The 21,215-nt window shown below is 69.3% G+C and carries 20 protein-coding genes and 1 pseudogene; 11 read left to right on the top strand and 10 right to left on the bottom strand.

All coding sequences use genetic code 11. The features are described from left to right. The first annotated feature begins 125 nt into the window (after positions 1–125). From pgmG to IBL26_RS22645, 3 genes are all read left to right on the top strand, one after another. On the top strand, positions 126–1,538 hold the full coding sequence (pgmG, locus tag IBL26_RS22655) for a phosphoglucomutase/phosphomannomutase PgmG (RefSeq protein WP_187786787.1): 1,413 nt from the start codon (positions 126–128) through the stop codon (positions 1,536–1,538). Between the two features lie 332 nt (positions 1,539–1,870). Further along, the gene (locus tag IBL26_RS22650; protein WP_187786786.1) at positions 1,871–2,977 is read left to right on the top strand and encodes a DSD1 family PLP-dependent enzyme; all 1,107 of its coding nucleotides are present in this window, start codon (positions 1,871–1,873) and stop codon (positions 2,975–2,977) included. A 94-nt stretch (positions 2,978–3,071) separates the two neighbouring features. Further along, positions 3,072–3,269: a hypothetical protein gene (locus IBL26_RS22645; protein WP_187786785.1), complete on the top strand. Its 198-nt coding sequence runs from the start codon at positions 3,072–3,074 to the stop codon at positions 3,267–3,269. A 444-nt stretch (positions 3,270–3,713) separates the two neighbouring features. Here IBL26_RS22645 and IBL26_RS22640 read toward each other — a convergent pair whose 3' ends face one another. Genes IBL26_RS22640 through pehA form a run of 6 tightly spaced genes read right to left on the bottom strand, consistent with a single transcriptional unit; the run spans position 3,714 to position 10,699 of the window. Then, entirely contained in the window at positions 3,714–4,589 is an 876-nt protein-coding gene (locus IBL26_RS22640; RefSeq protein ID WP_187786784.1) for an ABC transporter permease, read from the bottom strand. A gap of 4 nt (positions 4,590–4,593) precedes the next feature. Next, positions 4,594–5,520 carry an ABC transporter permease gene (locus IBL26_RS22635; protein WP_187786783.1) on the bottom strand — a complete coding sequence of 309 codons (927 nt, stop codon included), beginning with the start codon at positions 5,518–5,520 and terminating at the stop codon, positions 4,594–4,596. Further along, positions 5,520–6,503, bottom strand: a complete 984-nt coding sequence (locus IBL26_RS22630; protein WP_187786782.1) for an ABC transporter ATP-binding protein — start codon at positions 6,501–6,503, stop codon at positions 5,520–5,522. The genes IBL26_RS22635 and IBL26_RS22630 overlap by 1 nt, the downstream gene beginning before the upstream one ends. Before the next feature lie 28 nt (positions 6,504–6,531). Further along, on the bottom strand, positions 6,532–7,509 hold the full coding sequence (locus IBL26_RS22625) for an ABC transporter ATP-binding protein (RefSeq protein ID WP_187786781.1): 978 nt from the start codon (positions 7,507–7,509) through the stop codon (positions 6,532–6,534). A gap of 5 nt (positions 7,510–7,514) precedes the next feature. Then, complete coding sequence (locus tag IBL26_RS22620; RefSeq protein WP_187786780.1) at positions 7,515–9,155, bottom strand: ABC transporter substrate-binding protein; 1,641 nt, start codon at positions 9,153–9,155, stop codon at positions 7,515–7,517. 17 nt (positions 9,156–9,172) lie between these two features. Then, positions 9,173–10,699: a phosphoric/sulfuric ester hydrolase PehA gene (gene pehA / locus IBL26_RS22615; RefSeq protein WP_187786779.1), complete on the bottom strand. Its 1,527-nt coding sequence runs from the start codon at positions 10,697–10,699 to the stop codon at positions 9,173–9,175. A 431-nt stretch (positions 10,700–11,130) separates the two neighbouring features. Between pehA and hisF the strand changes: the two genes are divergently transcribed. The 4 genes from hisF to IBL26_RS22595 all read left to right on the top strand — a co-directional run bounded on the left by hisF (position 11,131) and on the right by IBL26_RS22595 (position 13,872). Further along, the gene (gene hisF / locus IBL26_RS22610) at positions 11,131–11,925 is read left to right on the top strand and encodes an imidazole glycerol phosphate synthase subunit HisF (protein ID WP_187786778.1); all 795 of its coding nucleotides are present in this window, start codon (positions 11,131–11,133) and stop codon (positions 11,923–11,925) included. A 2-nt stretch (positions 11,926–11,927) separates the two neighbouring features. Next, the gene (locus tag IBL26_RS22605) at positions 11,928–12,500 is read left to right on the top strand and encodes a phosphoribosyl-ATP diphosphatase (protein ID WP_187786777.1); all 573 of its coding nucleotides are present in this window, start codon (positions 11,928–11,930) and stop codon (positions 12,498–12,500) included. Positions 12,501–12,583: 83 nt separating this feature from the next. Next, positions 12,584–12,967: a histidine triad nucleotide-binding protein gene (locus IBL26_RS22600; protein ID WP_187786776.1), complete on the top strand. Its 384-nt coding sequence runs from the start codon at positions 12,584–12,586 to the stop codon at positions 12,965–12,967. Positions 12,968–13,017: 50 nt separating this feature from the next. Then, positions 13,018–13,872 carry a SirB1 family protein gene (locus IBL26_RS22595; protein WP_187786775.1) on the top strand — a complete coding sequence of 285 codons (855 nt, stop codon included), beginning with the start codon at positions 13,018–13,020 and terminating at the stop codon, positions 13,870–13,872. Positions 13,873–14,332: 460 nt separating this feature from the next. Here IBL26_RS22595 and typA read toward each other — a convergent pair whose 3' ends face one another. Together typA and IBL26_RS22585 are read right to left on the bottom strand one after the other, a co-directional pair. Further along, positions 14,333–16,162: a translational GTPase TypA gene (typA, locus tag IBL26_RS22590; RefSeq protein ID WP_187786774.1), complete on the bottom strand. Its 1,830-nt coding sequence runs from the start codon at positions 16,160–16,162 to the stop codon at positions 14,333–14,335. Positions 16,163–16,367: 205 nt separating this feature from the next. Further along, on the bottom strand, positions 16,368–16,847 hold the full coding sequence (locus IBL26_RS22585; RefSeq protein ID WP_187786773.1) for a hypothetical protein: 480 nt from the start codon (positions 16,845–16,847) through the stop codon (positions 16,368–16,370). Positions 16,848–16,972: 125 nt separating this feature from the next. Between IBL26_RS22585 and IBL26_RS22580 the strand changes: the two genes are divergently transcribed. Then, complete coding sequence (locus tag IBL26_RS22580) at positions 16,973–17,377, top strand: DUF3775 domain-containing protein (RefSeq protein ID WP_187786772.1); 405 nt, start codon at positions 16,973–16,975, stop codon at positions 17,375–17,377. A gap of 330 nt (positions 17,378–17,707) precedes the next feature. Here the strand turns inward: IBL26_RS22580 and aqpZ are convergent, their stop codons facing one another. Both aqpZ and IBL26_RS22570 read right to left on the bottom strand, forming a co-directional pair. Next, the gene (aqpZ, locus tag IBL26_RS22575; protein WP_206684292.1) at positions 17,708–18,445 is read right to left on the bottom strand and encodes an aquaporin Z; all 738 of its coding nucleotides are present in this window, start codon (positions 18,443–18,445) and stop codon (positions 17,708–17,710) included. Positions 18,446–18,592: 147 nt separating this feature from the next. Continuing rightward, entirely contained in the window at positions 18,593–19,282 is a 690-nt protein-coding gene (locus tag IBL26_RS22570) for a DUF1194 domain-containing protein (RefSeq protein WP_187786771.1), read from the bottom strand. A gap of 274 nt (positions 19,283–19,556) precedes the next feature. On the opposite strand from IBL26_RS22570, the gene IBL26_RS22565 reads away from it, so the two are divergent. The 3 genes and pseudogenes from IBL26_RS22565 to IBL26_RS22555 form a co-directional block, all read left to right on the top strand. After that, positions 19,557–20,408, top strand: a complete 852-nt coding sequence (locus IBL26_RS22565; protein ID WP_408901970.1) for a HesA/MoeB/ThiF family protein — start codon at positions 19,557–19,559, stop codon at positions 20,406–20,408. Then, entirely contained in the window at positions 20,405–20,797 is a 393-nt protein-coding gene (locus tag IBL26_RS22560) for a DsrE family protein (RefSeq protein ID WP_187786769.1), read from the top strand. The genes IBL26_RS22565 and IBL26_RS22560 overlap by 4 nt, the downstream gene beginning before the upstream one ends. Positions 20,798–20,904: 107 nt before the next feature. Next, a pseudogene (locus tag IBL26_RS22555) lies at positions 20,905–21,215 on the top strand (hypothetical protein); the annotation flags it as partial.

Here is a 21,215-nt window from a genome sequence, read left to right as displayed (position 1 = left end):
GCGACCTGCGCAACGTGTGGGACCCGGCGCAGATGCGCGAAGCCGGCTTCACCTACGCCTCCATCGGCCGGCCCTGACGAGCTGCCTCAAGAAACCGACGTGTGAGACTAACGAAGGAACACCGGATGACTGCTTTCCGCCACGACTTCCACCCCACCTCGCTGCGCGAATACGACATCCGCGGCGTCATTGGAAAGACGCTGTCCGGCGCTGATGCCTTCGCCATCGGCCGCTGCTTCGGCAGCATCGTCGTGAAGGAAGGCGGCAAGAAGGTCGCCGTCGGCTATGACGGCCGCCTCTCCTCGCCCGAGTTGGAGAAGCAACTGGTCGCCGGCCTCGTCGCCTGCGGGCTGGAAGTGGCGCGCGTGGGCTGCGGCCCGACGCCGATGCTCTACTTCGCCTCCTACGAGCTGAAGGCCGATGGCGCCGTCATGGTCACCGGCAGCCACAACCCGCCGGACTATAACGGCTTCAAGATGATGCTGGGCAAGAAGCCCTTCTTCGGCGCCCAGATCCTGGAGATCGGCCGCATGGCCGCGGCCGGGGACGTGGTGGCCGAGGCTTCCGGCTCCTCCACCCAGGTCGATGTGTCGGACGCCTATATCGCCCGCATGCTGAAGGACTACGACGGCGGTGACCGCGCGCTGAACGTGGTGTGGGACCCGGGCAATGGTTCGGGCGCCGAGATCACCAAGCGCCTCGTCGCCAAGCTGCCGGGCAAGCACACCGTCATCAACGGTGAGATCGACGGCCGCTTCCCCAACCACCACCCCGACCCCACCGTGCTGAAGAACCTCGAGCAGATCATCGCCGAGGTGAAGAAGCAGGGCGCCGATCTCGGCATCGCCTTCGATGGCGATGCCGACCGCATCGGCGCCGTGGATGGCGAAGGCAACATGCTGTTCGGCGACCAGTTGCTGGTCGTGCTGGCGCGGGACGTGCTGAAGGCCCACCCCGGCGGCACCATCATCGCCGACGTCAAGGCCAGCCAAGTGCTGTTCGACGAAGTGGCCAAGGCCGGCGGCACGCCGCTGATGTGGAAGACCGGCCACAGCCTGATCAAGGCGAAGATGGCGGAGACCAAGTCCCCGCTGGCGGGCGAGATGTCCGGCCACATCTTCTTCAACGACAAGTGGTACGGCTTCGACGACGCCCCCTACTCCGCCATCCGCCTGCTGGGCATCATCGCCCGCGCCAGCGAATCCCTGGCGCAGATGCGCGACGCCCTGCCCAAGGTGATCAACACCCCCGAGCTGCGCTTCGACTGCCCGGACGAGCGCAAGTTCGGCGTCATCCAGGAAGTGAAGGCCCGCCTAGCCGCCTCCGGCGCGCAGGTGGACGATGTGGATGGCGTGCGCGTGCTGACGGAAGACGGCTGGTGGCTGCTGCGTGCCTCCAACACCCAGGCCGTGCTGGTCGCCCGCGCGGAAGCCAAGACGGAAGAAGGGCTGGACCGCCTGAAGGCCCTGCTGGCCGAGCAGGTCGAAGCCTCGGGCCTCGCGGCGCCGGATTTCTCCGGCGAGAACGCCGGCCACTGACGCGTAGGGGTAGGCCGGGGGAAGGAATTCCCCCGGCCCTCCATCTTTTTCCTGTGAGTCTTTGGCCCAAGGGCCAGACGGTAGCGCCAGCTGGCGAAGCCACATTCAATCCAAAAGGCCGCGCGGGCTGAACCATCAGTCGCCGCGGTCATGGATCCCGCGCCGCCCACATCCAAACAAGCGCCGCTACGAACTCGAAAAGATAAAAGAAGGAGGCCTGGGGGAATTCATTCCCCCAGCCTTCTCCTCCCCCTGCCACGAACTGAGCGGGTGGATTTGCACACGCCTCCCCCTGCCCTAGCATCGCTCCGACCCCAGACCGGAGACCTCCCATGCCCCAGCACCCCCCCGCCGAGCCCGGCATGCGTGAGGACGAGGTCGACACCCCCGCCCTGATCCTGGACCTGGATGCGTTCGAGGCGAACCTGGACGCCATGGCGGCCTTCCTGGCCCCCACCGGCGCCAAGCTGCGCGCCCATGCCAAGACGCATAAATCCGCCGTCATCGCCCTGCAGCAGATGCGGCGCGGCGCCGTGGGCCAGTGCGTGCAGAAGGTGGCGGAGGCCGAGGCGCTGGCCTGGGGCGGCGTGCCGGACATCCTGGTCAGCAACGAGGTCGCCTCCCCTCGAAAGCTGGCGCGGCTGCTGGCACTCTCCCGCATCGCCGACATCGCCGTCTGCGCGGATGGGGAGGAGGGCATCGCCATGGCCGAGCAAGCGGCGGAAGCGGCCGGGCAGCGGCTGCGCGTGCTGGTGGAGATCAGCGTCAGTGGCAATCGCTGCGGTGTCTCGCCCGGCCCGGAAGCGGTGGCACTCGCCCAGCGCATCGCCGCCAGCCCACACCTGATCTTCGGTGGCCTGCAGGCCTATCACGGCAGCGCCCAGCACCAGCGCACGCCGGAACAGCGCGCCACCACCATCGCCCAGACGGTGGAAGATACCCGCCGCACGGTGGAGCAACTGCGTCAGCAGGGGCTGGAATGCGGTATCGTCGGCGGCGGTGGCACCGGCACCTTCCGGCATGAGGCCACCAGCGGCGTCTATACCGAGATCCAGGCCGGCTCCTACGCCTTCATGGATGCGGACTACGCCGCCAACGAGGACGCGCCGCCCTTCCGCCACGCGCTGTTCGTGCTTTCCCAGGTGATGAGCACGGCGCGGGCGGGCTTCGCGGTGCTGGATGCCGGCCACAAGGCGGTGCCCACCGATTCCGGCTTCCCCAAGCCCTGGCAGCGCCCCGGCCTGGACTATACCGGCGCCTCGGACGAGCACGGCCAGCTGGCGGTGCGGGACGGTGCGGCTCCCAAGCTGGGCGAGAAGCTGCGCTTGGTCCCCGGCCATTGCGACCCGACCGTCGACCGTTACGACTGGTATGTCGGCGTGCGCGGCGGCCGCGTGGAGTGCCTGTGGCCGGTTTCCGCCCGCGGTGGCATGCAGTAGGCGACACGCCGCAATTTCTCGTTACGCAACGATGACGCGCCTGGGTTGTTGAAAAACTACGAACACCGCAACACCAACGATCCGGGAGACCGCCATGTTCATCGCCCCCTTCGCCCGCCTCTCCCAGCAGGACCAGACCGCTATCAACCGCCTGGGTGCACAGGAAGCCGCCCGCCAGGCCGCCCTGCTCCGCGCGCCCGGCGACACCAGGAAGCCCGCCCAGCCGCCCCTGATGGCGGTGAAGTTCCAGAGCGCCCTGCGCCGCGAAGGCTGGACCGACAGCAGCCACTGACGCGCCGCCAGCCCGGCCGGCTGGACGTACTCGTAGCGTTTAGCGCATGGGCGTCGCCGTTATGGTGGTACCCGTGCGCTGCTGCGTTTGGGAGGTGAGCTTTTGAAGGCGACGGAGAAGGCCGGGGAAAGAATTCCCCGGGCCCCTTCTTTCTTTTTGCGAGTTTTGCCGGAACAGATACGGCGACGTCGGGGCTGCTTGGCATTCCGCAGATCTGGACGTTGAACGCGCCCCTGCATGTCTTGATCGCGCGACGGTTCGTCGATGGCTTCGACCTGCCACTGTCGCGCACCAAATCCCAGGCGAGCGTGTGTCAGTCAGCACTGTTCCATTTTAATATTCAGTAGATCCACACTCAAACTCGAAGCCAACGAAACTCGAAGAAAAAAGAAGGGGTTCGGGGAATTCCTTCCCCGACCTTCCTTTCCCCATCGCGTCCGATGTTCAGCGCAGCGTCGGGTCCAGCCTGTCCCGCAGCCAATCGCCCAGCATCGAGACGGACAGCGTCGTCAGCACGATGATGCTGGCGGGTGAGAGCAGGATCCACGGCGCGCGCGTCAGGTACTCCCGCCCGTAGCCCACCATGTTGCCAAGGGAGGTTTCCGGCGGCTGCACGCCGAGGCCCAGGAAGGACAGCCCGCTTTCCAGCAGGATGATTTCCGGGAAGGCCAGCGTCATCGAGACGATGAGGGTGGAGGCGATGTTCGGCAGCACATGGCGGCCATAGACGCGCCAGGGCGAGGCCCCGAGTTGCTTCACCGCCGCCGCGTAGCCTTGCGCCCCGGCGCTGATGGCCAGGCCGCGGGAGATGCGGGCATAGCGTTCCCACCCGTGCAGACCCAGCAGGCAGACCAGCAGCGTCAGGCTGGAGCCGAAGAAGGCCAGCACGGACAGGGCGAGGATCAGGAAGGGCATGCTGGCCTGGAAGTCCGCCAGTGCCAGCACTACCTGCTCGACGAAGCCGCGCAGATGCGCCGCCAGGAAGCCCAGCAGCGTGCCCACCGCCGCACCGATCAGCGTGGCGCCGAAGGCGATGAGCAGGCTGAGGCGGATGGAGTAGAGGAGGCGCGCCAGCACGTCCCGCCCCAGCTCATCGGTGCCGAGGACGTGGCGCCAGCTGCCGCCCATGAAGACGGGTGGCTGCAGCCGGGCGCGCAGGTCCAGCGCCGTGTAGGAATAGGGCGAGAGCCACTGCACCGCGGCCGCCACCACCAGCATGGCGACGATCCAGCACAGCGCGAACACCACCATCGGCGGCATGCCGGCCCGCTTGCGGGTGGTGGTGCCGACCGGTACGGCGGGGGAAAGGGCGATGCTCATGCCGTTACGCCTTCACGCCAGACCGCAGGCGCGGATCGAGGAAACCATAGAGCAGGTCGACGACGATATTGGCCGTGACCATCGTGGCTGCGACCAGAAGCAGGATGCACTGCACCACTGCCAGGTCCCGGTTGGCCACCGCCACCACGAGCAGGCGGCCGACGCCGGGCCAGGAGAACACGCTCTCCACCACCACCGCGCCCGCCAGCAGGCTGCCGACCATGAAGCCGACGATGGTGACAGTGGGGATGGCGGCATTCGGCAGCGCATGGTGGCGCACCACCGCGCGCCAGCTGACACCCTTGGCGCTGGCGGTGCGGATATAAGGCTGTCCCAGCACTTCCAGCATGGCGCTGCGGGTGAAGCGTGCCAGCACCGCGGCACCGCCGGCGCCCATGGTGATGATCGGCAGGATGGCGTGCCGCCACCCTTCCTGCCCGCCGGAAGGCAGCCAGCCCAGTTGCACCGCGAACACCAGCACCAGCAGCAGGCCCAGCACGAAGGACGGCACGGTGAAGCCGGCGACGGCGGTGATCATCACCGCGCGGTCCAGGAAGGAATTGCGGTGCAGCGCCGCGAAGATGCCGGCGGGGATGCCGATGCCGATCTTCATGATCAGCGCCGGCACCGTCAGCGCCAGCGTGGCGGGAATCCGCTCCGCCACCAACTGGATCGCCGGGCGGCCGTCGCGCATGGACTGGCCGAGATCACCATGCAGGATGGCGCCGAAATAACTGAGATACTGGTTCCATAGCGGCTCATCGAGCCCCCAGGCCTTGCGGAATGCCGCCACCGCTTCCGGCGGCGCGTCGGCCGACATGATCAGCAGCGCCGGGTCGCCTGACATGCGCAAAACGATGAAGGCGAAGGTCACCACCAGCCCGATGGTCAGCGCCGCCCGCAACAGCCGGATCGAGAGAAAGCGGAGCATCAGGCAGCCCTTTTCGTGATGGCGGTCTCGCCATGCGCCAGGTGGCAGGCCACCTTGCGGCCATCCGGGCGCTGCACCAGCTCCGGCACCACCTGCGCGCAGGCGGGGATGGCGGCGGCGCAGCGCGGGTGGAAGGCGCAGCCGCCGGGCCGCGCCGCCGGGCTCGGCGGGTCTCCCTTCAGCACGATGCGCTTGGCATCCCGCCGCGACGGGTGCGGAATGGCCGAGACCAGCGCCCGCGTGTAGAAATGCGCCGGATCGCGCAACACCGCGTCCGGCTCCCCCTCCTCGACGATGCGGCCGAGATACATCACCGCCACGCGGTGGCTGACCTGCCGCACCACGCGCAGATCGTGGCTGACGAACAGCAGCGCCAGCCCATGCCGCGCCTGCGCCTCCGCCAGCACGTTCATCACCTGCGCCTGGATCGAGACATCCAGCGCGCTGATCGGCTCGTCGGCGACGATCAGCTCCGGGTCGGTGGCCAGGGCGCGGGCGATCACCGCGCGCTGCCGCTGGCCGCCGGAAAGCTCGTGCGGGTAGCGCGCAGCGTGTTCGGCCCGCAGCCCCACTTCGTCGAGCAGCGCCGCCACGCGCGCGGCGCGGTCGCCCCGGCCGTGGATGATCAGCGGCTCCTCCACCTGGGCGCCGATCGGCAGCCGGCGGTCCAGCGCTCCCAGCGGGTCCTGGTGGATCATCTGCATGCGGGCGCGCAGCCGGCGCCACTCCGGCGTGCCGGCGGCGGGCATCGGCGCGCCATCGAACACCACATGGCCTTCGTCCGGTGCCTCCAGCCCCAGCACCAGCCGCCCGGTGGTGGACTTGCCGCAGCCGGATTCACCGACCAGCCCCAGCGTCTCGCCCTTGCGGAGATCGAGCGAGACACCGTCCAGCGCCCGCACCGGCGTCACGCGGCCGAACAGGCCCTGGCGGGATTCGTAGGCGCGCACGAGGCCTTCGGCGCGCAGCAGGGGTGCCGTCATGCGCGGGCCCACCTTTCCATCGGATATATCACAGCGCGTATTCGCGCGGGCGCGGCGCATAGGCCGGGCGCAGGCACGCCACCACGCGCCCGGGCTCCAGCACATGGGAGGGCGGCACGCCGGCATCGCAATCCGGCCCCGCCTGCGGGCAGCGCGGCGCGAAGGCGCAGCCGGGCGGCATGCGCGCCGGGTCCGGCACCTGGCCGGGAATGGCCACCAACCGCTCGCGCGGTCCTTCCAGCGGCGGCAGCGCCGCCAGCAGGCCGCACGCATAAGGGTGGGCCGGGGCATCGAACAACGCCCGTGCCGGCGCCTGCTCCACCACCCGGCCGGTATACATCACCAGCACCCGGTCGCAGGTCTCGGCAACGACGCCCAGATCGTGGCTGATCAGCACCAGCGCCATGTTCTGCTCGCGCCGGATCGCGTCCAGCAACTCCAGGATCTGCGCCTGGATGGTCACGTCCAGCGCCGTGGTCGGCTCATCCGCCACCAGTAGTTCCGGCTGGCCGGCCAGCGCCATGGCAATCATGACTCGCTGGTTCTGCCCGCCGGAGAGCTCGTGCGGCCAGGCATCCAGCCGCCGGCCGGCATCGGGGATGCCGACCTGGTCGAACAGCCGCCGCGCCTCCGCCCGCGCTGCGCCGCCGCGCAGGCCGCGGTGCAGGCGCAGCGCCTCCTCCACCTGCTTGCCGACGCGGTGCACCGGGTTCAGCGCGCTGGCCGGGTCCTGGAAGATCATCGCCACCTTCCGTCCGCGCACCCCCTCCAGCGTCGCCGTGGGGGCACCGACCAGTTCGGTCCCCCCCAGCTTCACGCTACCGGAAATGCGCGCCTTGGCGGGCAGCAGCCCCAGCGCGGCCAGCCAGGTGACGGACTTGCCGCAGCCGGATTCCCCCACCATCCCCAGCGCTTCCCCGGGATGGATGTCGAGGGAGAGGCCGCGCAACGCCGGCACGCCATCGAAATCGACCGCGAGGCCGCGCATGGAGACAAGCGGAGCCATGGCGATCACCCGCCCCAGTTGCCGCGGCGGAAATCCATCGCGAAGGCGGGCGAGGCCTTCCAGGCGATGTCCCGGCGCTTGGCGGTGAAGGTCGCGTTCTGGTGCAGCACGGTGTAGGCGGGGTCCTCGCGTTCGGCGATTTCCAGCATGCGGCGGAACACCACCTTGCGGCGGGCGCGGTCCGTCCCGGTCTCCAGCTCGACGGAGAGGCGGTTCATCTCGTCATTGCTCCACTCGCCCACCTGCTGCTGCTGGCCGTTGGGCCCATGCTGGCTGACCAGGGACGAGACCGGATCGTTGAACGGCGCGCTGTTGGACCAGTCGCGCACCGCGCGGGTCGGGCTGCGCTCGAGGATCTGGGACCAGTTCTCCTTCATCTCGATCTGCACGTTCAGGCCGACCTGGTTCCACATCTCCACCAGCACCTGCGCCGTCGGCGTCTGGTTGGTGTAGTAGTTGTTCAGCAGGCGGTACGGGATCGGGTCACCCTTGTAGCCGGCTTCCTTCAGCAGGCGGCGCGCCTCGGCCTGGTCGAATTTCGGCACGGACCAGTCGGCGATGAACATGTCGTCGTAATACGGCCACTGCAGGCCCTTCGGCACCTCCGTGCGGTTGGACCACAGGCTTTCCACGATCGCGTCGCGGTCGATCGAATGCGTCATGGCGCGGCGGACGCGCGCATCCACCAGCTGCGGGTGGTTCTTGTCGAACACCGTCAGGCGGTGGTTCAGGATGGTGCCGCCCTGCACCTCGAACTTGCGGTCGGCCTCGATGCCACCGATCTGGTCGGGCGGGATGTCGCAGGCGAACTGCGCCTCGCCCGTCTTCAGCATGTTGATGCGCGCGGAGACCTCCGGCACCTCGACGAAGCGGATCTGCTTCACCGGCGGCCGGCCACCCCAGTATTCGTCATGCGCCACCAGGGTCAGGGACTGGTCCGGGCGGAACTCGGCAACCTTGTAAGGGCCGGTGGTAACAGGCTTGCGCGCCCAATCGAACCAGGTCTCGGCCTCGACGTAGGCGCGGCGGCTGATGATCTGGCTGCCGTAGCGGGAAAGGCGGCCTTCCAGCGTCACGTCCGGCGTCGCGTTGTGGAAGCGCACCGTGTACTTGTCCACCGCCTCCACCCGCTCCAGCGCCGGCCAGGAACGGCGCGCCACGGCGGGCACTTCCGCCGGCAGGTCGCGGCCCGCGCGGGTCGGAATGCCTTCGCCGCGCACCTGGATGGTGCGGCCCTGCGCCACCGGCAGCGTATCGCCGAACATGCGGGCGGAGCCGAAGGAGAAGACCACGTCCTCCGCCGTCATCTCGTCACCGTTGTGGAACTTCACGCCCTGGCGCAGCTTCAGCTCGATGACGCTGTCGGAGATGCGCGTCCACTCGGTCGCCAGTTCCGGCACCGCCTTCAGCTCGCCCATCCAGTCGCGGCCGATCAGCCCTTCCCACAGGGAGGAGAAGAACACCCGCTCGCCCACATTGGACTGCTCGCGCAGCACTTCCAGCGTGTTGCTGTTGCTGATCTTCTGTACGGCGATGGTGATGCTGGGGCGGTTGTCGGCCTGCGCCAGCGCGAAGCGCGGCAGGATCAGGCTGCTGGCGGCCCCACTGGCGACGAGGCCGAAGGCCCCACGACGGGTCAGGTTCATGCTCTTCTCCGATGTCATCAGCGTTGTTCCAGGCCGCGCGGCGTGGAACGGAAATGCGTCAGCGTCCGCTCGGCATGCTTCAGCCGGTGGGACAGCGCCTTCTGCGCGTAGTCGCGCACCAGCGCGGCATATTCGGGCTCGTCCGCCAGGTTGCGGAACTGGTCCGGGTCCGCGTTCAGGTCGAAGAACAGCGGCGGCAGCGCGGCGAAGTGGACGTATTTGTAGTTGTCGTCCTGCACCACGGTCAGGCTGCTCTCATCCATGTGCAGGCCCAGCTCGCGCTCCGGCTGGCTGTAGTGCACATCGCGGAAATCGTATTCGTAGTGCAGGAACTCCCGCCAATCGGCCGGCGTGTTGCCTTCCACCACCGGCAGCAGGGAACGGCCGTCGCTGTTGCGCGGTGCCTCCCCGCCCAGCCAGTCCAGGATGGTCGGCATCACGTCCACGCTCTCGGTCAGCGCGCTCTCGATGGTGCCGGCGCGCGCCGCCGCATCGGGGTTCTTCACCACCAACGGGATGCGGAAGCTCTCGTCGAAATACCCCAGCTTGCCCAGCAGGTGGTGGTCGCCGAGTTGCTCGCCATGGTCGCTGGTGAAGACGATCATGGTGTCGTCCCACTGCTTCGTCTCGTCGAGATAGGCGAACACCTCGCCCAGGCAGTCGTCGATCTCCTGCATCAGGCCGCAATAGGTGGCGCGCATCTGCCGGATCTCGGCCTCGTCCATCGAGGCGCCAGCACCCGTGGCACCCTTGAAGAACGAGCCCTGGTCGATGCTGCGCAGGTAGAAATCCAGCATCGGGTGCTGGCTGCCCTCCTCGGCCGGCGTCGGCGCCCGCTTCAGCGCCGGCATGTCCTCCGGCCGGTAGGTGGTGTTGTAGGGCGCGCAGGCGACGAAGGGCGGGTGCGGCCGCCAGTAGCCCAGGTGCAGGAACCAGGGCTTCTCGCCCTTGCCCTTCAGGTAGGTCAGCGCCCGCTCGGTGAAGTAGGCGCTGTCCGAGAGCTCCTTCGGAATCCGGCAGGGCTTGGCGGTGGCGCCGGGCTCGGAATCCTCGCCCTCCGGCAGCCAGATGTTCTCGCGCTTATCGGGCAGCGCGTAACCTTTCTGCGCCAGCCAGCCGAAATACCCATCCATGTCCGGCTCGAACGCCCCGACACTCCGAAAACCTTCCATCAGGTCGCCCAGCATGGCGAAGCGCGGGTCGCGCTCCCCGGTCGCGCGCGGGTCCGGCGTGGTGGTGGTGTAGCCGATCAGCGCGGGGTCGTAGCCGACGCGGCGCAGCGCCTTCGCCAGGTTCATGTGCCGGCTGTCCAGCGGCACCGTGTTCTGCACGGCGCGGTGGTTCATCAGGTACAGGCCGGTCAGCAGGCTGGCCCGGGCGGGGCCGCAGGGCACGGCGGTGGTCACGTGGTTGCGGAAGGTCACGCCCTCGGCGCACAGCCGGTCCAGATTCGGCAGGCGCAGGAAGTCGGCGCCCAGCACCGGCATGAAATCCGCCCGCCACTGGTCCACCACGATCAACAGTACATTGCGGCGTGCCGCCATTCCCCGAACCCCATCCTCTCGACGCGGCCGGGGCTTAGACGCCGGGTGCTGCCGTTGAATGACGGATCGGCGACGTTCCGATGACACCGCAAACGAATCGGCCACGCCAGCGCCGCCGGGCCGCGCCGGAACCCCCGGCGTCTTCCCGAGTTCAGAAAGGGCCAGGCGCATCCACGCAGGCCCGCCGCGCCGGCGCCTGTTGCGGTTTCGATTCATCCAGGGTGCGCCACGGAAGGACGCCGCCCTCTGCCACGCCGGACCTCAGAGATGCGCACCACGCCGCCGCCCCGTGAATTTCAGCCAGGGGCGCCGCGCCACGCCATTTCCTCCGGCGGCGCGGCGCGCGGGGCGGCAGAACCCTTGACCTGGAACGCCGGGCGGCGCATCGCCTATTATTACAGTCCCCACAGCCCAGAGGCCCTCACACCCCCATGCTCGCACTGCGCGTCATCCCCTGCCTGGATGTGAAGGACGGCCGCGTCGTGAAGGGCGTCAACTTCGTTTCCCTGCGCGATGCGGGGGACCCGGTGGAACAGGCCCGCACCTACGACCGCGAGGGGGCCGACGAGATCACCTTCCTCGATATCGGCGCGACACATGAGAACCGCGACACCATCTACGACGTCGTCTCCCGCACCGCCGCCGAGGTCTTCATCCCGCTGACCGTGGGCGGCGGCGTGCGCAGCGTGGAGGACGTGCGCAAGCTGCTGCTGGCGGGCGCGGACAAGGCCAGCATCAACTCCGCCGCCGTCAACGATCCTGACCTGGTACGCCGCGCGGCGGAAGCCTTCGGCAGCCAGGCCATCGTCGTCGCCATCGACGCACGGCAGGTCGCGCCGGGCCGCTGGGAAGTCTTCACCCATGGCGGCCGCAAAGGCACCGGCATCGACGCGCTGGAATGGGCAAAGCAGGTTGCCGCCCTCGGCGCCGGCGAATTGCTCGTGACCTCGATGGACCGGGACGGCACCAAGTCCGGCTTCGACCTGGACCTGCTGCGTGCCATGCGCCAGGCGGTGCGGCTGCCGCTCGTCGCCTCCGGCGGCGTCGGCACCGTGCAGCACTTCATCGACGGCGCGCTGGCCGGCGCCACCGGGCTGCTGGCCGCCAGCGTGTTCCACTATGGCGAGATGCGGATCGCGGATGCCAAGGCCGCCCTCGCCGCCGCCGGCCTGCCGGTCCGCCCTATCGCCGGCCGCCCGCTCCCCTCTCCTGTGAAAGTCGCCTGAGCATGGCCAAAGACAGCAAGAAGAAAGCCCCGGCCAAGGCTGCCGCCGCCACCAAGGCCGTGGCGAAGAAGACCGCACCCAAGAAAGTCGTGGCCAAGAAGGCGGGCCTGCCCCTGCCGACCGCACTGCCCCGGCCGCTCGGCAAGGCCAAGCCCACCAAGGCGCTGCGCAAGGCCGAGGCCCGCCACCTGCTGCCGCTGGAAGTACCCACCGATTCCCGCGCCGAGGTGCTGGACCATTTGTGGGAGACGATCGAGAGCCGCCGCCTTGCCGGCGATGCCACCATCTCCCACTCCGCCCGCCTGCTCGCCCGTGGCACCGCCAAGGTGGCGCAGAAGCTGGGCGAGGAAGCGGTGGAGTGCGTGATCGAGGCGACGCTGGGCAACCGCCAGGAAACGGTGCTGGAAAGCGCCGACGTGCTCTACCACTTGCTGGTGGTGTGGGTGGATGCCGGCATCCGGCCGGAGGAAGTCTGGGCGGAACTGGCCCGGCGCCAGGGCATTTCCGGCATCGCCGAGAAGGCCGCCCGCCCCAAGGGCATCATCCGCGCCGCCCAGACCACCAAGCTACCCTGAGCCCCTGCCCGGCCTTGGCGGCGCCAGGGCCGGGCAAAGCAACGCCACTACCCCGAGCCGCAGCCAGCGAAGGAACCCGCGCCATGCCCGTCTCCGGCCTCGCCCCCTACGACGAAGGCAACATCTTCGCCCGCATCCTGCGTGGCGAGATTCCGGCCCGGAAGGTGCTGGAGGACGACTTCGCCCTGGCCTTCCACGACATCGCCCCCCAGGCGCCAGTGCACGTGCTGGTGATCCCGAAGGGCCCCTATGTCTCGGTGGCCGATTTCTCCCGCAAGGCCAGCCCGGCCGAGATCTCCGGCTTCTGGCACGCGGTGGCCGAGACGGCCCGCAAGCTGGGGCTGGAAGACGCCGGCTTCCGCGTGTTGACCAACATGGGCCACGATGCCGGGCAGGAAGTACCGCACTTCCACGTGCATATCTTCGGCGGCCAGCCGCTGGGCCCCATGCTCGCGGCAAAGGGGTAAAGCCGGCAGGGGGCTTGAAGCGCCCCCTCCGCGCTGCCATCCATTCAAGCATGGATGCTTCCTTCACAGCGGCCGAGGCGCGCGCGGCGCTGGACGCCGCCGGGCAATTGCCGGATGCCGAGCTGGACCTGGCCGCCGTCGCCCTGCAATTCGCCCGCATCGACGCGCCGGAGGCCGATGCCGCCGCCGCCGCCACCCACCTGTCCGAGCTCGTCCGCCAGGCCGTCGCCATGGCCATGGCCGACCCCGAGGCCGATGCCGGGGACCCTGCCCGCCGGGCCGCCGTACTAGGCACCCTGCTGCACGGCCATTTCGGCTATGCCGGGGACCAGGACAGCTATGACGACCCCGCCAACGCCAACCTGATCCGCGTCACCGAACGCCGGCGGGGCCTGCCCGTTGCCCTCGGCCTGCTCTGGCTGCACGCCGCCGAGGCCGCCGGGTGGGAAGCCCATGGGCTGGACTTCCCCGGCCACTTCCTGCTCGGCATCGCCGGCGCGCGCGGCATGGTGGTGGTGGACCCCTTCCATGGCGGCCTGGTGCTGGAAGCCCCCGCCCTGCGGTCCCTGCTGAAGCAGTTCGAAGGTGAGCAGGCCGAGTTGCGCCCCGGCCTGCTGGCCGCCATCGGCAAGCGCCCGGTCCTGCTGCGCCTGCAGAACAACCTGAAGCTCCGCCGCCTGCGCGCTGGCGACATGCCCGGCGCCCTGGCCTGCACCGAGGACATCCTCCGCCTTGCCCCGCGCGAGGCCCAGATGTGGCGCGACGCCGCCATCATGAACCAGCGGCTGGACCGCATCGGCGCCGCCCTGGCCTGCCTGGAACACTTCCTGGCCCTGACCCCGGAAGGCGAAGCGGCCGAACGCGCCCGCGCCCTCGCCGTTGAACTGCGCCAGCGGCTGAATTGATCTTCCAGGGCTTTTCGCGTGTTCTTGAGAGGGGCGCTGCCCCTCTCCAACTCTCCCCGCCAAAGGCCTGAGGCCTTTGGAAACCCATTCAGGGTTAGGCCGGACGGAGAGGTTATTTAGGAAAACGTCGTTAAAATAATGATTTAATCGCGCTCTGACGGCTGCACCGTGAGCCCAGCCGAGAAGAAATTCCCGCCTCAGTGACCAGACAAGGACACCAGGCTGTGCTGGAAAAAGCCTCGGCCAGTTGCAGCGGCTGAGACAGCACGCCCGTCGAACCGTCAGCCCACCGCCGCTCGAGACCACCCGGCTATCCAGGAGCTCCAACAAATGGCGGGGTCTGGGGTGGCCCTGCCACCCCAGCGGGGTCCAGGGGCAGCGCCCCTGGCCTGGCCACGCAAAGCACCAAAGGCAAAGAAAAAGGGCGGCCAGGTCACCCCGGCCGCCCCATTTCAGTTCATCACGCCGCTTCGCTGTCGCCGCGGCGGGAGTGCTTCTTGCGCTCATGCGGGTCGAGGTAGCGCTTGCGCAGGCGGACGGCCGTCGGCGTCACCTCCACCAGCTCGTCTTCCTCGATATAGGCGATCGCCTGCTCCAGGCTCATCCGGCGGGGCGGGATCAGCAGCAGGGCCTCATCCTTGCCGGCGGCGCGGATGTTGGTCAGCTTCTTCTCGCGGATCGGGTTCACGTCGAGATCGTTCTCGCGCGAATGCTCGCCCAGGATCAGGCCGACATAGACCTTGGCGCCCGGATCGACGAACAGCGTCCCGCGCTCCTGCAGCGAGAACAGCGAGTACTGCACTGCCTCACCGTCGGAGTTGGAGATCAGCGAACCCTTCACTCGGCCTTCGATCGGGCCGGCCCAGGGCTGATAGCTGAGGAAGATGCGGTTCATCATGCCGGTGCCACGCGTGTCCGTCATGAACTCGCCGTGGTAGCCGATCAGGCCGCGGGAAGGGATGTGGAAGGTCAGGCGGACCTTACCACCGCCGGACGGACGCATGTCCTGCATCATGCCCTTGCGGATCGACATCTTCTCCACGACGACGCCCGAGTATTCCTCATCGACGTCGATGACGGCTTCCTCGTACGGCTCTTCGCGCTCGCCCGTCTCCGGGTTCACCTGCGTCAGCACGCGCGGGCGGCCGATGGTCAGCTCGAAGCCCTCGCGGCGCATCTGCTCGATCAGCACGCCCAGCTGCAATTCGCCGCGGCCGGCCACCTCGAAGGCGTCCACTTCCTCGGAGACCTTCACGCGGATGGCGACGTTGCCCTCCGTCTCCTTGAACAGGCGGTCGCGGATCTGGCGCGACGTGACCTTCTTGCCCTCACGACCGCCCAGAGGGCCGTCATTGATGCGGAAGGTCATGGACAGGGTCGGCGGATCGATGGGGATCGCGTGCAGCGGCTCCGTCACTTCCGGGGAAGCGATGGTGTCGGGGATCGTGGCATCGGACAGGCCGGCGATGGCGCAGATGTCGCCTGCCTGCACTTCGTCCACCGGCACGCGGTCCAGGCCGGAGAAGGTCATCAGCTTGGTCAGGCGGCCCGTCTCGACGACCGAGCCATCCTGGCGCAGCACGCGCACCGGCATGTTGGTGCGGGCGGTGCCCTGCTCGATGCGCCCGGTCAGGATGCGGCCCAGGAACGGGTCGGCCTCCAGGATCGTCGCGTTCATGGCGAAGGGCTTGTCGGCCTCCACCGTCGGCGCCGGCACGTGGCTCAGGATCAGGTCGAACATCGGCGACAGGTCCTTGCGGGGACCGTCGATCGTCAGGTCGGCCCAGCCCTGGCGGCCGGAAGCGAACATCGTGTGGAAGTCGAGCTGCTCGTCCGTGGCGCCCAGCGCCGCGAACAGGTCGAACACCTCGTTGTGCACCTCGTCGGCGCGGGCGTCCTGGCGGTCGATCTTGTTGATGACGACGATCGGCTTCAGGCCACGGGCGAGCGCCTTGGTCAGCACGAACTTCGTCTGCGGCAGCGGGCCTTCGGCGGCGTCGCACAGCACGATCGCGCCATCGACCATCGAGAGGATGCGCTCCACCTCGCCGCCGAAATCGGCGTGGCCCGGCGTGTCGACGATGTTGATCTTGACGCCCTTCCACTCGACAGCGGTGGACTTGGCGAGAATCGTGATGCCGCGCTCACGCTCCAGGTCGTTACGGTCCATGGCGCGCTCGGCCACAGCCTGGTTGGGGCGGAAGGCCCCAGCCTGCTTCAGCAGGTTATCGACCAGCGTAGTCTTGCCATGGTCGACGTGAGCGATGATGGCAACGTTGCGCAATTCCATTAGGCGGGCAGTCCCCGGGGCTGCGCCGCCTGCGCATATGACCCGACGCCCCAGCCACCAGAGGTGTGGCGGGGCCGGGCGGGAGCGGCCGGGCGGCTTGTTGTGCGGCGCACAGATAGGGGTTCGCCAGAAAAAAAGCGAGCCTTAACGACATCCGACCCCGGCGGAGGCTGCAGGGCAGCCCTGCCGGGCGGCTGGCGGCACGCTACAGGTGGTAGACGATACCGCGCGTATGCAGCGTATCCGAAGGGTCGAACCGGTCAACCACGCACTGGTGCATGGCAGGGCGCATGCCGTGGGCCATGCGCAGCGGATTCACCATGCCCGGCTGCACCACCTGCGGCTTCGGCTCGAACCACGCCTGGCCGGCGGCCGATTCCATGTCCGGTGCCGGCGGCGCGGTGCGGCGGGCGGCCACTTGCCGGTGCCGCGGCAGCCGGCCGGCCAGGCCGACCTCGGCGCAGCCCGGCGTGTCCGGGTCTAGCTGCGCGGTGGGACCTGCCGCCGGTGCGGCGGGGGCGTCCGTGATGATGGGGGCTTCCACAAGCTGGAGAGGCGCGACTCGGGGGGAGATCGCAGCCTGCTCGGGGGCAGCCTGGGGGGCGGGGCTGACGGTGGGCGGCGTCGTCGCCAAGACCGTGGCAAAGATCGCAGCCGCCATCTGGGGGAAGGACGACGGGCTCATGACCTTATCAACTCGGCACAGGGCGCGTTGTTCTCGGCGGCGTGGTATCTTTGCCGTGAGGTGAAGCCGAAGGCGCCCTTCCGTGTTGGGGGGGAATGCCGCGCTAGGATGAGGAGGGCAGCCGCATGAGCGACAGCACCGACGACGACGAATTCGACCTGGGGATCAGCCTGGAGACGGTGGCCACCGTGGTGGACCATATCCGCGCGATCCAGCAGGACGAGGATGACGACGCGATCGACCCGGACGACGAAGGCCCGGAGGAAGGCGAGGATGATTTCGACGAGGACACCCTTGCCGCCTTCATCGAGGAGCTGAACGAGGACGAGCAGGCCGCCCTGGTGGCCCTGGCCTGGACCGGCCGTGGCGATTACGAGGCCGAGCAGTGGGACGAAGCCATCGCCCTGGCGAAGGAGCGTGGCGCCGGCCTGAGCACCGCCGAGTATTTGCTGCAGATGGAAATGGCCGGGGACCTGCTCTCCGAGGGCCTCGCCGTGTTCGGCATCTCGGTGGAAGACGTCGAGCGCTAAACAGCGCGTCGCCTCCGGCCACTCACGCCGGAGGACACGACCCGGGCCACGATCCCTCGCTCACCCGGTGTGGGCGCCTCCGTCGGCCCGGTGCCGCCGGAGCAAGGAAGGGGGCAGGCGGTGCCTCGCCTGCCCCCTTCCCCACGGCCTGGCGGCCGAATGCGGTGTCCCCGGCGCGCCGGCCCTTGCCGGCCCGGCCCTGCGGCCCCCTCGCCGCTTCCGCACGACCGGTTCGTGAGCCGGAGACGCGTCCCCGACCTTTACCTCTCGGCCGCCGTCAGCCCCCGCCCGCCGCGTCGGCCAGGTGCGCCGCGCCTCTCTGACCGCGCCTCAGTCGCCCGCCTCGGCCGCCGCGATATGCGGCTTGTCGGCGGAGGATGGCGCATCGCCCAGCGCCCGGGCAATCACGCCGCCCACCAGCGCGCCGATCAGCGGCGCCAGCCAGAACAGCCACAACTGCCCCAGATACGCACCGCCCGCGAAGATCGCCGGCCCCGTGCTGCGCGCCGGGTTCACCGAGGTGTTGGTGACGGGAATCGAGATCAGGTGGATCAGCGTCAGCGCCAGGCCGATGGCGATGGGCGCGAAGCCGCCCGGCGCGCCCGGCGCCGTGGCCCCCATGATGATCACCAGGAAGAAGAAGGTCGCCACTACCTCGATCGTCAGCGCCGCCGTCAGGCTGTACTGGCCCGGGCTGAGCGGGCCGTAGCCGTTGGAAGCGAAGCCCGCCATCTCGAATCCCGGCTTGCCCGTGGCGATGAGATACAGCACCCCCGCCGCGACGATGGCACCCGCCACCTGGGAAATGACATAGGGGACGATGAAGGCCGATGGCACGCGCCCGCCCGCCCACAACCCCACCGTGACCGCCGGATTGAAATGCGCGCCGGAGATCGGCCCGACAGCATAGGCCATCGTCAACACCGTCAGGCCGAAGGCCAGCGCCACGCCGGTAAACCCGATACCCAGTGCCGGGAAAGCGGCCGCCAGCACGGCGGCGCCGCAGCCACCGAAGGTGAGCCAGAACGTGCCCAGGAACTCCGCCGCCATGCGTTTTTGCATGGACATTTTAACCTCCTGTCGCCGGCGTCAGGCACCGGTGCGCCAGCAGGGCAGTGCGGCCAAGATCGAGTCAATTAAGCCATTACGGTACGCAAACAACTTTCCGCGACAATAAGTACGATAACGAAACTAATTTCCGCTCGTCGAATCTTCTCACGCGATCTCCCGGATCAGCTTGCGCCGCACCGCCACGCCGAAGCTCTCGAAGTCGTCCGCCACCACCATGAACGCGCCCTCACCGCCGATCACCGACTCGCGGTAATACTGGTCCAACGGCATGGCCGGCATCCGCCCGAAACTCGGCCGGTCATTGACGATGGGCAGGCCGTTGATCACCACCCCGTGCGCCACCAAGCGGTCCCGCACCGCCTCCGGCGGCGGCCCGGAATTGTTCACCCCGTCGCCCGAGACATCGATCACCTGCCGCGTCCCCTCGAACGGCGCCTGCTCCAGCACCGTGCCGCTGAATTCCAGCGCGCCGGAGATCGAGGTCCAGGAGAGCGACTGGCGCGGCGCCTCCGCCAGCGCCTCAGCCCAGGCCTGCGCGTCCCGCCGGCTGGCGATGCGCCGCCACGGCAGCACCAGCCGCTGGTATTCCGATCCCGCCCATTCGACATAGGCGAGGCCGACACTGCCCAGCACGCCGCCCAGCATGGCCTCCACCACCTTCGGGTCGGTCACGCCATTGCGGTAGCCCTCCCGCTGCAGCCGCGCCTCGTCCTCGTCGACGGAGCGGGAGACATCGACAGCCAGGACCAGCAGCGTATCGACCGGCTCCTCCGCCCGCGCGACGGCGGGAAATGCCGCGAGGCCCGCGGCTGCCAGCAGGGAACGTCGGCGCATCGCCTGTCTCCTCTCCTGCAATCGCGTGGCGGCTAGGCAAAATCGCCGGATGTCGCATCACACGATCAGATCGATGCCGGGCAACCCGAGGCTTGGGCGCGGTACACGCACACGCTGGCCCCGGCACCTGGCAGGCGGAGGGCCTGGGCGCTCCGCGAAAGACCAGCAAACCGAAAAAACCACGCTGATTGCAACGATTTCCCGCATCGGGGGCCAAGAATCCGCCGCGCGCCCGGCCCGGCAGCCATTGCGGCCCGCGCCCGCGCGCGCCCATATGCGGCGCATGGACCTCGACTTCACCGATGCCGAGCTGCACCGCTACTCCCGCCACATCCTGCTGCAGGATGTCGGCGCCATCGGGCAGGCGCGGCTGCGGGCGGCGAAGGTCCTGGTGGTCGGGGCCGGCGGCCTCGGCTCGCCGCTGGCGCTGTACCTGGCCGGCGCCGGCATCGGCACCATCGGCCTGATCGACGACGACCGGCTGGAACTCTCCAACCTGCAACGCCAGGTGGCGCACGACACCGGGCGCCTCGGCCGCAACAAGGCGGACAGCCTGGCCGAGACCCTGCGCCGCCTGAACCCGGAAATCCGCGTCGACATCCACGCCCGCCGCATGGACGCGGCGGCGGCGGCGGAACTGCTGCCGCGCTACGACCTGGTGTGCGACGGCACCGACAACTTCGCCACCCGCTTCCTGCTGGGCGATGCCTGCCACCTGCTGCGCCGCACCCTGGTCTCGGCCGCGGTGCTGCGGTTCGAGGGGCAGCTCTCCGTCTTCAAGTCCCACGTCCACGCGCCCTCCGGCGGCCTGTTCCCCTGCCACCGCTGCCTGCACCCGGAACCGCCGCCGCCGGGCCTGGTTCCGAGTTGCTCGGAAGCCGGCGTGCTCGGCTCCGTCACCGGCGTCATGGGCACGCTGCAGGCGACCGAGGTGCTGAAGGAAGTCCTCGGCATCGGCGAGACCATGGCCGGCCGCCTGCTGCTGTGGGACGCGCTGGACACCCGCTTCCGCAGCATCACCCTGAAGCGCGACCCCGCCTGCCCGCTCTGCGGCCCGCACCCAGCCATCACCGACCTCTCCGCCCATGCCGGCACGCAGCAAGCCACTTGCGCCCTGCCCGCATGAGCGCCACCGCCTCGCCGGCCCCCACCCTCGGCATCCTGTTGCGCTCCGGCGGGCATGACGCCGCGCATTACGCGCTGGTCGCCGCCACCGCCGCCGCCGCCATCGGCCGCGATGTCGTGCTGTTCGCTACCAACCAGGGCTGCCAGCTGCTGCTGCGCACCCCCCCGTTGCTGGACGACCCGCGCGAGGCGCTACTGGCGAGCCGTGGCGTCGCCACCCTGGCCACCCTGCGCGAAGCCGCGCTGGAACTCGGCATCCGCCACATCGCCTGCGAGGCCGGCCTGCGCGCCGAGGCCATCGCCGCCGACGCCCTGGCCCCCGGGGTGGAGACCGCCGGCATCGTCACCTTCCTGGCCGCCGTCGGTACCGGCCAGTTGCTGGCGCTGTGAAGGTGCCGGCCGAGAGGGCGCCCGCCGGCCTGGCGCGGCTGTTGGGTTTGCGCAGCGATCGCCAGCAGGGCTTGACCCGGCGCCCGCATTTTGCGCGTGATCCCGCCATGCCACGCCTCCGCCCGATCGCCTCCACCCTGCTCGCTGTTCTCGTTCCGACCCTGCTGGCAGGGGCGGCGCTGGCGCAATCCAACCTGGGCGGCGCCCAGCCACCCGGCCAGACGCTGCAGCCGCCGCGCTCCACCCTGGCGCCGCCGACTCCGCCGCGCGCCACAGCACCCGCCGCCCCCACGCCGCCGCAAGGCCAGACGCTGTCCCTGCCGCCACGCCTGCAGAACCAGCAACCCCAGCGCCCGCCCGCCACGCAGAACCGTGCGCCCGCCGCCACGCCCACGCAGCGCCCCGGCACCCCGGCAGC

Origin of the sequence: Teichococcus aerophilus, assembly GCF_014490485.1 — a bacterium.
Classification (GTDB): Bacteria; Pseudomonadota; Alphaproteobacteria; order Acetobacterales; family Acetobacteraceae; genus Pseudoroseomonas; species Pseudoroseomonas aerophila.
This window is presented reverse-complemented; position numbering and strand designations above follow the sequence as displayed.